General features: G+C 73.0%; 12 protein-coding genes. 6 read left to right on the top strand and 6 right to left on the bottom strand.

What is annotated here, in order from left to right:
* From D6689_07440 to D6689_07430, 3 genes are all read right to left on the bottom strand, one after another.
* Positions 1 to 994, bottom strand: a 994-nt coding sequence (locus D6689_07440) for a hypothetical protein (GenBank protein ID RMH42694.1), incomplete at its 3' end; no start/stop codon positions are given.
* Between the two features lie 150 nt (positions 995 to 1,144).
* Entirely contained in the window at positions 1,145 to 1,765 is a 621-nt protein-coding gene (locus tag D6689_07435; GenBank protein RMH42693.1) for a 2-hydroxychromene-2-carboxylate isomerase, read from the bottom strand.
* 9 nt (positions 1,766 to 1,774) lie between these two features.
* Positions 1,775 to 2,530 carry a hypothetical protein gene (locus D6689_07430; GenBank protein ID RMH42692.1) on the bottom strand — a complete coding sequence of 252 codons (756 nt, stop codon included), beginning with the start codon at positions 2,528 to 2,530 and terminating at the stop codon, positions 1,775 to 1,777.
* Between the two features lie 71 nt (positions 2,531 to 2,601).
* On the opposite strand from D6689_07430, the gene D6689_07425 reads away from it, so the two are divergent.
* The 3 genes from D6689_07425 to D6689_07415 are packed head-to-tail and all read left to right on the top strand — an operon-like array spanning position 2,602 to position 6,699.
* Positions 2,602 to 3,705, top strand: coding sequence for a PAS domain S-box protein (locus tag D6689_07425; protein RMH42691.1), 1,104 nt, complete (start codon positions 2,602 to 2,604; stop codon positions 3,703 to 3,705).
* Entirely contained in the window at positions 3,662 to 5,983 is a 2,322-nt protein-coding gene (locus D6689_07420) for a TonB-dependent receptor (protein RMH42690.1), read from the top strand. Before D6689_07425 ends, D6689_07420 begins: the two co-directional genes overlap by 44 nt.
* Positions 5,983 to 6,699 (top strand): hypothetical protein, encoded by a 717-nt coding sequence (locus D6689_07415; GenBank protein RMH42689.1) that lies wholly within the window; start codon positions 5,983 to 5,985, stop codon positions 6,697 to 6,699. Before D6689_07420 ends, D6689_07415 begins: the two co-directional genes overlap by 1 nt.
* Positions 6,700 to 6,735: 36 nt before the next feature.
* Here D6689_07415 and D6689_07410 read toward each other — a convergent pair whose 3' ends face one another.
* The gene (locus tag D6689_07410) at positions 6,736 to 7,419 is read right to left on the bottom strand and encodes a hypothetical protein (protein ID RMH42688.1); all 684 of its coding nucleotides are present in this window, start codon (positions 7,417 to 7,419) and stop codon (positions 6,736 to 6,738) included.
* Between the two features lie 278 nt (positions 7,420 to 7,697).
* Here D6689_07410 and D6689_07405 point away from each other — a divergent pair, with 278 nt between their 5' ends.
* Both D6689_07405 and D6689_07400 read left to right on the top strand, forming a co-directional pair.
* A complete protein-coding gene (locus D6689_07405) occupies positions 7,698 to 7,940 on the top strand; it encodes a hypothetical protein (GenBank protein RMH42687.1) in 243 nt (80 codons plus the stop codon).
* A gap of 387 nt (positions 7,941 to 8,327) precedes the next feature.
* On the top strand, positions 8,328 to 9,050 hold the full coding sequence (locus tag D6689_07400; GenBank protein ID RMH42686.1) for a hypothetical protein: 723 nt from the start codon (positions 8,328 to 8,330) through the stop codon (positions 9,048 to 9,050).
* 204 nt (positions 9,051 to 9,254) lie between these two features.
* Here the strand turns inward: D6689_07400 and D6689_07395 are convergent, their stop codons facing one another.
* Positions 9,255 to 9,461, bottom strand: a complete 207-nt coding sequence (locus D6689_07395) for a hypothetical protein (protein ID RMH42685.1) — start codon at positions 9,459 to 9,461, stop codon at positions 9,255 to 9,257.
* 1 nt (position 9,462) lies between these two features.
* Here D6689_07395 and D6689_07390 point away from each other — a divergent pair, with 1 nt between their 5' ends.
* A complete protein-coding gene (locus D6689_07390) occupies positions 9,463 to 10,095 on the top strand; it encodes a hypothetical protein (GenBank protein RMH42684.1) in 633 nt (210 codons plus the stop codon).
* A 240-nt stretch (positions 10,096 to 10,335) separates the two neighbouring features.
* Here D6689_07390 and D6689_07385 read toward each other — a convergent pair whose 3' ends face one another.
* Entirely contained in the window at positions 10,336 to 11,397 is a 1,062-nt protein-coding gene (locus D6689_07385) for a hypothetical protein (GenBank protein ID RMH42683.1), read from the bottom strand.
* Positions 11,398 to 11,534 lie beyond the last annotated feature (137 nt).

Below are 11,534 nucleotides of genomic sequence, written 5' to 3'. Positions count from 1 at the left end.
GGTCCGCGGCCTCGTCGCCGGCGCCGCGGGCAGCGGCCGCCCGCTCCGGCTCCGTAAAGACCGGCGCGCGCCGGCCCCACATCGCGTACGCCACCGCGAACGCGACCACGGCCGACACGGACCCGGCCACGACCGCCGTCCGCCACGCCGGCGGCCCCGTGCGGATGACGAGACTCGTCTGTGCGCCGGCTTCCGGAGGTGCGCCAACCACCTCGGGCCAGCTCGGCGTCCCGGCCGGCGGCGCGCGGTCGGCCAACTGTCGAACCACGGGTGGCGTGGCCGCCCGCACGTGCGGCGGGCGTGCCGGCGGCCACCAGTCCGGCCGCGCCGCGGCATCCTCGGCCCCCGGCGCCGCCGGCGGCGGCTCGTCGCCGGCGGCCGGGGATCGCGCGCCGTCGCTCGGCGCGGCCGGCGAGAAGCCGGACTCCTCGTACAGCGTGCACTCGATGAACCCGACCAGCGACTCGTCGGGCAAGTCGGACAGCGGATTGGCGGGCAACACGAGGGATTCCCGCGGCGGCGCGGCCGGACCGGCGTCCGCGCCGGCGATCGGCGCCGGGCCGACGCGCGCCGGCACGTCCCGCCCCCGCGCCGCGCCGTCGCCGTCGTCGCGGACGCGCGCCGTCGGCGAGGCGCCGGACGGCGGCGGCCCGGAGGCCCCCCCGCCGCCCGCCAGCCGCCGCAGCAGCGCGCGCCCCTCGGCGCCGAGGTCGGACAGGCGCAGGCGCATCCCGGGTCGGCCGCCCGGACCGCCGCCGTCGCCGTACGCCTCGACGACCTCGCCGGTGCCGGCCAACACCGGCGTGCCGTCGGCCAGGGTGATCGCGACCGGCTGGCGCGTGCCGACCGGCTTCGGATGGCGCGTGGCGATGAAGATGGAATCGCCGTCGCACACCCCGCGGAACGCCGCGACGAACCCGTCGACCGTGTCGCACCGCGACACCACGCGGAGCAACCGCTGTCGTACCGTCGCCGGGCTCGCATCGCCATTCACGGGCCGCCGCTCCCCCGCGAGTGTACCGCGTTTCGCCCAGGCACCGGCCGGCGATGTACCGGACGTCCGCGGGCGTCTTGCCTCGCCGTCGTGCCGCAAACAGCGCGGCTCCCCACCGCCGGCCGGCCATCTGCCGGACGTCCGCGGGCGTCAGTCGACGTCCGAGACGATCGCGCCGCCGCACGCGGCCGCCTCGACGCGCTCGCGAACGAAGTCCAGGCGGTCTTGCCCCCAGTACAGCTCGTCGCCGACGAAGAACGTCGGCACGCCGAACGCGCCGCGCTCGATCGCCCGGTCCGTGTTGGCCCGCAGCGCCGCCTTGACCGCGGGACGCGCCATCCCGGCCGCCAGCTCGCGCCGGTCGATACCCGCCGACTCGCCGACCTCCACGACGACCTCCGGGTCCGACGTGTCGGCGCCGTCGACCCACGTCGCGCGGAACGCGGCGCGGCGAAACGCCGCCTGCGCGGGATGGCCGTCGAGCGCCAGATACGCGCGCAGCATGTGTAGCCCGTCGACCGGCACGCGTGCCGGCGCGCCGAGTGGCACGCCAGCGCGGGCGGCGCAGCGCACCAGATCGGCCGCCAGATAGGCCGCCTTCGCGGCGGAGTACGGACTGCCCGCGCGAAATGCGTCGAACCCGCGCAAGTAGACCGGCACCCGGACGACGTCCACCGGCAACGTCGCCAGCTCGCGGTCGACTCGCACGTCGGCGATGTACGAAAATGGGCTGGCGAAGTCGAACAGGAACGTGACTGTCGGCCGCGCCACAGCCGCAGTCTACCCGCGAAACGCGAACGACGCGAACAGCCAGCGGTCGCCGCGGCGGTGAGCCGTGTCCGGCCACTCGAGTCGCACGGTCAGGTCGATTCGCCGCGACAGTCCCAGCCACACGCCGACGCCAAACGGCACGTCCCACGTATCGACTCCGGCGGCCTCGTCCCGCTCGAAGCGAAACTCCTCGACGCGCAGGCCGGAGTCGACCACGATCGCCGCGGCGTCGAACAGTTGCAGCGACAGCCCGGCCGGAATGCGCAGCACCGCCGTGCCGGCAAACGACACGTCGGGGGTCACCTGGAGCGTCATGCTGCGCCCCAAACCGAGCTGCGCCGGCAGCCCGACGCGAAACCCGAACGCGACGTCGGCGTCGCCGTCGCCGGGCGCGTCGTCGTATGCGAAGCCGGCGACGCGGATGCTCGCCGCGGGCACGAGGCTGTAGTCGAGCCGCGCAGACACGTCGACGATCTCCATCGCGTCCGCCGGAGCCACCGCGACGTCGGTGTCCGCGCCGACCATGAACCGGCCGCCGAACCCGTACGCGACGTCGGCGCGCGTACGGAACCGATCCTGCGGCGCTCGGGCGATCGCGTCGCTCAGCCCGCCAAAGCGCACCTCGAACAACCCGGGCGGCAGCAGCAGCGGGCGGTCGACCAGACGGCGCGGGTAGGCGTCGACCGCGGCGCGGTCCGCGCGCGCGCCGGCCGGTGCGGCCAATCCAGCCGCGACGATGGCCAACGACCATGTAACCTTGTTCACCGAGCAACCATAGCACGCGCGCCCCCGATGCCCTTCAACCCGCGGCGACGCAGGCGATATAGTCGGAGTCGATGACCACGCTCGACGATCTGCTCGCCGGTCTCGACGGGCCGGTCGTGGCGGCCCTCGGCCGGTCGGGCTACGGCGTCGTCGTCACGATCGATCGGGGCGACGGGCCGCAGATCGTACACGCGAACGACGCGGCGGTCGCGATCCTCGGCTACGCCGCAGCGGACCTCGCCGCTCGCCCCGCCCTCGACCACCTGGTGCAGGACGACCGCACACGGGTCGAAGAGATGGTGCGGCTCGCCCGGGCCGGCGAGGTCGTGCCGAGTCCAATCGAGATCGGCATCGTGCGCAAGTCGGGCGAGCGCGCCGTCGTGGAAGTCGGCGCGACGGTCGTTCCGGTGGCCGAAGGCACGGCGTCGGTCGCGTTCTTTCGCGACGTCAGCGAGCGCAGAGCGCTGCGGTCGCGGCTGGCGCTCGCCGACCGGATGGCGACGGTCGGCACGGTCGCTGCCGGCGTGGCGCACGAGATCAACAACCCGCTGACCTACGTGCTGCTCAATCTCGATCGAATGGCCTCCGCCCTCGATGCGATCACCGGGCCGCCACACGCCGTCGACCGCCTGCGCGACGCGCTCGCCCACGCGCGCGACGGAGCGCAGCGCGTACGCAGCATCGTCAGCGACCTGCGGTCGTTTTCGCGCGCGAGCGAGGACACCGCGGACATCGACGTGCGCCGCGTCGTGCGGTCGGCCGTCAACATCGCCGGCAACACCATTCGCGAGCGAGCCCGTCTGGTCGAGGCGCTCGACGAGACGCCGCCGGTCCGAGCCAGCGAAAGCCGCCTCGGCCAGGTGTTCCTCAACCTGCTCGTCAACGCCGCGCAGGCGATCGCCCCCGGCGCCCCCGACCGCAATCTCGTGCGCGTGAGCACCCGCTTCGACGGCCATCGGATCGTGGTCGAGGTCGCCGATTCCGGCTGCGGCATGCCGCCGGCCATCTTGCGCCGCGCGTTCGATCCGTTTTTCACCACCAAACCGATCGGCGTGGGCACCGGTTTGGGGTTGTCGATCTGTCACAAGATCGTGACGTCGCTCGGCGGCGAGATCGAGGCCGAAAGCCGCGATGGCGCCGGCAGCGTGTTTCGCGTATATTTGCCGCGCGCGTAAGCCGTACGGCCGTCGCGACTCCCCCATGGTACCCCGTGTCGTCAGCCTGACCGTCCTCGCCGCCGTCCTCGCGCTGCCGCAGATTGCGCGCGCCGCGCCGCTGGCCGGCACTGTGCTCGACGGCGACACGCTCGCGCCCGTCCCCGGAGCCACGGTCGAAGTCGTCGGCACGGCGCAGCGCGCGACTGCGGACGCCGCCGGGCGCTTTCAGTTCGCCGACCTTCCGCCGGGTACCCTCGTCGTGCGCGTGAGTGCGCCCGGCTACTCCGCAGCCGACGTACCGGTCGACCTCGGGCCGGGCGGGGTCGCCGACCTGGTCATCATCCTCGCGCGCGAAGGCGCCGAAGCCGCGGGAGAGACGATCGAGATCGTCGGCAAGGCGCCGCGCATCGTCGACGCGCCGGGCGAGACCGAACTCGATCGCCGCGAGTTGGTCAAGCTCCCCGGCACGCGCGGCGACTCCATGCAGGTCGTCAAGAGCTTGCCGGGCGTCGCGAACGCCGACGCGGCCGGCAGCGGGCCCGGGTTGCTCGTGATCCGAGGTGCGGCGCCGGAAGACTCGCTGTTCCTGGTCGACGGCGTGCAGATCCCGCTTGTCTACCACTTCTTCGGCCTGCAGTCGGTGCTGCCGTCCGAGTTCATCGACGACATCGAGTTCCTCCCCGGTGGATTCGGCGCCGAAGAGGGCCGCGCGACGGGCGGCATCGTTCACATCCACACGCGGCCGAGCCGCGCGACGACGTGGACCGGGTTCGCCGAGCTGTCGTTCATCAACCTCGCCGGGTACGTCGAGGGACCGCTGTCGCGCGAGCACAATCTGACCATCACCGCCGCCGCACGGCGATCGCTCATCGACGCGATCTTGCCCGCCGCGATCCCGGACGACATCGACCTGTCGTTCACCACCGCGCCGCGCTACTACGACGGCCAGCTGCGCATCGACTGGCAGCCGTCCGCACGGCATCGGTTCACCGCCCTCGGCCTGGTGAGCTCCGACGTGCTCGAGCTGCTGCTGGACGAGGAGAACGCCAACGATCCGGAAGCGACCGGCACGTTCTTCAACCAGACCGTGTTCTCGCGCGTGCACGCGACCTGGCGCTACGACCGGCCGGCCGTGTCGTCGACGGCGATCGCCGCAGTGGGCACGCGCCAGTTCCGGGTCGAGGTCGGACAGGACAACTTCCTCGACGGCGACGGCGGGTTCGTCGAGGTGCGCGAGGACGTCACGTGGCGGGCGCACCCGCGGGTCACCGTGCGCGCCGGAGCGGACATCCAGGCGCAGCGGGGCACGTTCCGATCGCGGTTCCCGCTGCCGCCGCAGGAGGGCAACCCGGACATGCCGAACCTCACCACGGATCCGCCGGTCGACCTCGATCTCGATTTCGACGATACGTGGGTGGCGGGGTATGTTGCGGCCGACGTGTCGCCCGTACCCGCGGCGCGGGTCACGCCGGGCGTGCGCTGGGACTATTACGATCGGATCGGCGCGCATACGGTGTCGCCTCGGCTGCAGGTCAAGGTCGAAGTCGCGCCGCGCTGGGCGGTGCTCGCCGCGCTCGGCCAGTACAGCCGCCCGCTCGACCAGGCCGAGGCCGTCCCGCGCGATCTGTCCCCGGAGATCGCCTACCAGTACGTGCTCGGCGGCGAGCACGACCTGTCCGACGCGGTGCGCGCGACGGGCTCCGTGTTCTACACGGATCGCCGCCGGCTGGTGGTGCAGGACCGCGCGCGCGCCGGCGACGACCCGCTCGACGTATTCGTCAACCAGGGCTACGGTCGCTCGTTCGGCGCTGAAGCGCTCGTGCGCGCGCGCACCGACCACTTCTTCGGATGGGTCGCCTACACGCTGTCGCGGTCGGATCGCGTCGACGGCCCCGGCCAGCCGCGCCGGCTGTTCGACTACGACCAGACGCACAACTTCATCGCGGTCGCGAGCTGGCAAGTCGGCGCGTGGACGTTCGGCGGCCGCTGGCAGTACACCACCGGCGAGCCGATCACGCCGATCGTCGGCTCCGTGTTCCTGTCGGACCTCAACGTGTACGCGCCGGTGTTCGGCGAGGTCAACAGCGACCGGCTCGAGGACGCGCACCAGCTCGACGTGCGCGTCGATCGAACGTGGTCGTTCCGGACGTGGAAGCTGTCGGCCTACCTCGACATCACGAACGTGTACGCCCACGCGCGCACGCTCGGCTACCAGTACAGCTTCGACTACCAGGATCGCGAGGCGTTCACGACGCTGCCGATCTTTCCGGCGATCGGCGTGAGGGGGACGTTCTGATGGCTCTGGCAACTCGGCGTCCCGCCGCCTGCGCCGCGGCGGCGATCGCGGCGGCTGCCGCGGCGTGCACCGATCTGCCGACGCCGGCCGAGCTGGCGCGACCGCAGATCCTCGCGGTTCGGGCCGACCCACCGGCGATCCCGGCCGGTGACCGGGCCGCGCTGTCGATCTTGCTCGCCGGACCCGACGGGCCGATCTCCGGCGTCGAGGTCGACTGGTCCCTCGCGGAACCGACGGCCGACCAGCCGGCCATCGGCCGGATCGAGCGCGACGCCGGCGCCGTCTGGTACGTCGCGCCCGCGGAGGTCGACGGCGTCGCGCTCGCCGCCGTGGAGGCGACCGCGTACCCCGACGATTCGCCGCCGCTCGTGGCCGTCAAAGCGATCGCGGTCGGCGTGCCGCAACCGACCGCCAACCCGGACATCGTCGAGCTCTCGGCCGATGGCGCCGCGATCGGAGACGACGCCGACGGTGCCGGCGCGCTGGCGGCCGTGCCGGGACAGATCGTGGACCTCGACGTCGTCGTCGACCCGCCGCCGGGCGACGACTCCCAGGTCGCGTGGTACGCCAGCGTCGGAGAATTCGACCGCTACCGGCGGGCGCCGACCACGTGGACCGCGCCCGAGGAGCCGGCCGACGGCGACCTGTTCGTCGTCTATCGCGACGGGCGTGGCGGCGTCGCGTGGCGCCACGCCGCGATCGCCGTGCACGAATAACCGCGCGGGTCCGAGGCGCGGCCCGCGAGCACGCGATCACGGGCCGAACACGGCGACGAATGCGTCGCCCTTGGCGCCCTTGCGCTCCCCGGCGAACGTGAGCGGGCCGCCGCCGAAGTCGACCGTGCCGCGGAACGTACCGGCGACCGCCGCGGCCCCGTCCGGCCCGACGGCGACGGCGCGACCGAAGTCGGCGCCCGCGTCGCCAAACCGCCTGGCCCATATCGGCTCGCCGTTGGGCGCGTACTTGGCGACGACGATGTCGCTGTCGCCGGCGCTGTCGAGCCGCCCGGTACCGAAGTCGACGCCGTGCCAGAACCAGCCGGTCGCGATCACGTCGCCGTGCGCGTCGACCGCGACCCCGCCGCCCACGTCGTCGTCGCGCCCGCCGAACGCCTTCGACCACAGGTGGGCCCCATTGGCGTCGAAGCGCGCGAGGAACATGTCCTTCTTCTTGACCCCCTTGAGTTCGCCGCCGCCGAAGTCGATCGACTGCTCGAACGACCCGATGACGACCGGCCCGCCCGCCGCGTCGACCGCGACCCCGACGGCGAAATCGTGAAAGTAGGAGCCGAACGAATACGCGCCGATCGCCGCGCCGTCCGCGGTGACGTGCGCCAGCAGCACGTCGGAGTTGCCGCGGCTCGCGAGCGTCTTGCCGCCGACGACGACCTCCGCCTGGAAATCGCCGGCGATCCACAGCGAGCCGTCGGGAGCCACCGCAACCGCTCGGCCCAGGTCGTCGCCCTCCCCCCCCGATGCGCCACGACCACACGTGCCGGGCATCCGGCGCGTACTTCACCGCGAATGCGTCGGCCCGACCGGCGGACACCAGCGGGTCGCCGCCGAGCGAGATCGCCGAGCCGAAGTAGCCGGTTGCGATCAGGTTGTCGTCGCGATCGAACGCGACGGCGTAGGCGCGATCCTCGACCTCGGCGCCCGCGCGGCGCGACCACACGTGACGGCCGCTGGCGTCGTACAGCGCGATGAACAGATCGGTGCGCCCCTTGCTCGTAAACGGCTTGCCCGAGCCGAAGTCGACCGTGTCGGTGAACGTGCCGGCGACGGCGACGCGGCCCTTGCTGTCGATCGCGACCGTCTGGCCGATGTCCTCGCCGGGACCTCCGAGTGCCTTGGCCCACAGCAAGCGGCCGTCGCGGTCGAACACGGCGACGAACGCATCGCGATCGCCGGCCGCCGACACCGGCCCCGCGCCGAAATCGACCTCTCCCGAAAAGTAACCGGTGACCGCCACCCGACCGTCCGCGCCGACCGCGACGCCGCGCGCGGCGTCCGGTTCGGGGCTGCCGAACCGTTTGGACCACCGGTGCGCGCCGTCCAGCTTGCCGGGAGGTTTACCCGGCAGCGCCACCGGCGCCGGGGCGGTCGCGCGAACCGACGGCGGCGCGGGCGGCGGCGTCGCCTCCGCCTTCGGGTCGGGCGGCGGCGGCGGGGGTACCGGCGGCTCCTCGTGCTGCTTGCAGGCGGCCAGCACAGCCACGGCGGCGAACGCGACGCGTTTCATCACGGCGAACCATTGCATGTGACGACGGACAACGCGACCGCCGGACGGTTCCCACCGATCGCGCCGCCTTGCCCGCGACGCGGGGCGATGATATGCATGAGCCATGATGCCGCGCCCGGGGATCGTGGTTGCAGTGGTCGGACTGCTGGCAACCGGATCGGCGGCGGCGCAACAGACGCCCGGCGCCGACGCGGGCCCCCCCGCGCACGAGACGTCGCCCCCCGCGGCGGGCGGCGGTGGCTCGCCCGCGGCGGGCGAGCAACCCGGAGCCACGCGCGCCGCGCACCCGGAGATGGTCCAGCCGCCGTCCGCGACGCGCCCGAGCGCGCCGGTCGCGAGCCCGCTGTCGCTGCGCGAACTCAGCCGCCGGCTCGACCGCGTCCAGAGCCGCGCCGAGCAGCTCCGCGCCCGGGTGAACTTGCTCAAGGATGCGGCGCTGCGCGGCGGCGCCAGCGCCAACCTCACGATCTTGCACACCAGCGGGATGAGCGACCAGTTCCGCCTCGTCGAGGTGACCTACACGCTCGACGGCGTCCGAGTGTTTCGCCAGCGCGACGACTCCGGCGACCTGTCGGCGAAGCCGACGCTCGACATCCTCGCGGGGCCGATCTCGCCCGGCCGTCACACCCTCGACGTGACGGTCGTCTATCGCGGGCACGGCTACGGGCCGTTCAAGTACCTCAACAAGCGGACGTTCACCGCGAGGGGAAGCCGTACGTTCACGGCGACCGCCGGCAAGCCGATCCGCGTGGAGGTGCTCGCGTACGAGCGCCGCGACGTACCGCTCGACCAGCGCCCGGCCGTACGCTTCAAGGTCAAGCGGTAGCTGGCGACAGCCCACGCCGCGCCGGCGGCGTCGACGTCACGGTTCGCGTACAATCGCAGCGGCACAGGGGGCGCCGCGTCGTGCACGGGGACCGGCAGAGCTGCAGACGAATGTCGCGACCATGGCTGCGACCGGGTCGTTGCGATCGACGCCGGGCGCGGCGGTCTCGCGGTAGCTCGACTTCACGGAGGGAATCGAGATGACTCAGTGGGTAGCCGTCGGAACCGCGTTGCTGGCGTCGTCGTGCGTCGTCCGACAAGACGCTCCGGCGACGCCGCCACCCGCGCCCGCGCCCGCGAACGCGACGGCGCCCCGGCCCGCCGCCGCGCCCGCGAACGCGCAGGCGCCCCGGCCGGCCGCCGCCCCATCCGCCTCGCTGGCCGGCGCGTGGCGCGGCTGCGACGATCGCACGGTGGTCTTTACGAAGGACGGCGACGAGTGGATCTGCACCATCGAGATCCCGGGCGGTCTGGCGGCGTACGGGTTTCGACGAGGCGAGGTGGGCTGCCGCTTCAAACAGGTGGGCCCCGGCCGGTATGAAGGCGAGATCCTCTGGCGGGATCGAGCCGGCAACGCAAGCTGGAAGCACACGGTCGCCACCGTCACCGGCGACACCTACGAAGACACGACGGGCCACGACGAATGCACTCGCTACTGGAGGCGACTGCACGGCGAGTTCGTCACGGCGGAGCTCGTCGGGTTCTGGACGGGGGACTGGGGAGACATGGTCCTCCGAGAAGTGGGCGACGAGGTGTGGGGCGCCTATCGCCACGACGACGGCACGGTCGTGCTGCGCTGGGATGCGGACGATGTCCTGCGTGGATGGTGGAGCGAGGCGCCGTCGCGCAACCCGGATCAGGATGCGGGCGAAGTGGAGTTCCGGTTCGCCCGCGATGGCGACGCCATCGTCCTCGACGGCCGCTGGCGCTACGGAACCTCGGGCGCCTGGCGAGAGGACTGGGATCTCCGCCGCAGCCCGCAGGCCCCGCCTGCCGACCTGGAGTCCCGGTTTGCGCACCCCGAGCTGTTCAAGCGCCGGCCCTGAACCGCAGGCGCGGGCGCACGAGCCCTGACGGACACGCCCGCGCCGGCACGAAAGCGCGCCCCTCGGCAACGGCCTTCGCGACGCCAGCGGCGTCCGGCCTCGCCGAAAAGACGCTCCTTCGACGGTCCGCCTTGCCGGCCCCGCGATGTACGTCGCGATCCTCTCCGCCGGCGTCCGGATCGTCCCACGGACCGCACGCGCGCGCGGCGAAGGCCCCGCGCGCCCGCGCCCCGCGCGGCGCTACATGCCCCCGGCCAGCGAGCAGGTCCCGGCGACCGTGTTGTCGATACCGGGGAGCGTCAAGATGTACGCGGCGATGTCCGCGGCGTCCTGGTCCGTGAGGCCGGCGTAGGCCCCCATCGGCCCGACCGGCATCGGCGGACAGATCACGTCGCCGTCGTCGTCGACGCCCATCTTCAGCGCCTTCACGACGTCGTCGGCCGTCCAGCCGGCGAGCCCGGTGGCATGCTGGGTGAGGTTGGCCGATTGCGACGCCGTGGTGTCGAACGGCGGCATCGGCAACCCGCCGAACGTGCGCCCGCCGGCGAACGGCCGGGTCATGTCGATCGGCCGCGGCATCGGCGGTTCGAGTTCGGGCGTGTGGCACTCGAGGCACAGGCCGGCCATGGTCGCCAGGTAGCGGCCGCGCATGGCGCTGTCGTAGTTGGGAGCGGTCGGGTCCGGCGCGGGAATGTCGTCCGGGTCGATCGGCGTCGCGGGGGCCGTCGGGTGAACCCACGGCTCCTGCGGCTCGGGCACGGTGTGGTCGACGCCGGGCACCGTGCGCAGGTAGGCGACGATGGCGTCGGCGTCGGCCGGGTCCATGTTGTGGTAGACCCAGTACGGCATCACCGGGATGACAACGCCGCCCTCGTGAAGCCCGTCGAGGAACATCTTCTTGATGTCGGCGTCGGTCTCACCCGCGAGACCCGTGGCGTGGTTGGTGAGGTTGGCGGTGCCCAGGCAGCCCTTCGTGTCGTCGTCCGGAACGAGGTCGATGAAGCAATCGTTGCCGGCCAGGTAGTTGGCCATGTCGGGCATGCCCGACGGCAGCCGCGGCGTGTGGCAGTCGCCGCACAGGGCGACGTGATCGACGAGGTAGCGGCCGCGCTCGACCGGGTCGACGCCGGCGTCGGGGGCGGCGGCGTCGGGCGCGGCGGCGTCGGGCGCGGCAGCGTCGGGCGCGGGGGCGGCGGCGTCCGGAGCCGGCGCGGCGTCGGGCGCCGCTTCGTCGTCGCTTCCGCAGGCGCCGGCGAGCGCGGCGCAGAGAAAACCCGTGGTGACAAGTCGTATAGCTGTCATCTCCCGATCTCCTTCGTCTACGGCCCCGCGGAGCCTACCGCGTACCGCGCGCCGTTTGTACCCCGGCGATGCCCGCTCGGGCAAGCGGCCGAGCCCCGCGGTGCGCGATACTGCGGCCATGCTCGGGAAGGCTCCCG

It is taken from the genome of Deltaproteobacteria bacterium (assembly GCA_003696105.1).
Taxonomy (GTDB): Bacteria; Myxococcota_A; Polyangia; order Haliangiales; family J016; genus J016.
This window is presented reverse-complemented; position numbering and strand designations above follow the sequence as displayed.

Excerpts from the sequence above, each read along its gene's own strand:
- D6689_07425 (RMH42691.1), top strand. The coding sequence starts at position 2,602 with ATGACCACGCTCGACGATCTGCTCGCCGGTCTCGACGGGCCGGTCGTG.
- D6689_07420 (RMH42690.1), top strand. The coding sequence starts at position 3,662 with ATGGCGCCGGCAGCGTGTTTCGCGTATATTTGCCGCGCGCGTAAGCCG.
- D6689_07415 (RMH42689.1), top strand. The coding sequence starts at position 5,983 with ATGGCTCTGGCAACTCGGCGTCCCGCCGCCTGCGCCGCGGCGGCGATC.
- D6689_07400 (RMH42686.1), top strand. The coding sequence starts at position 8,328 with ATGATGCCGCGCCCGGGGATCGTGGTTGCAGTGGTCGGACTGCTGGCA.
- D6689_07385 (RMH42683.1), bottom strand. The coding sequence starts at position 11,397 with ATGACAGCTATACGACTTGTCACCACGGGTTTTCTCTGCGCCGCGCTC.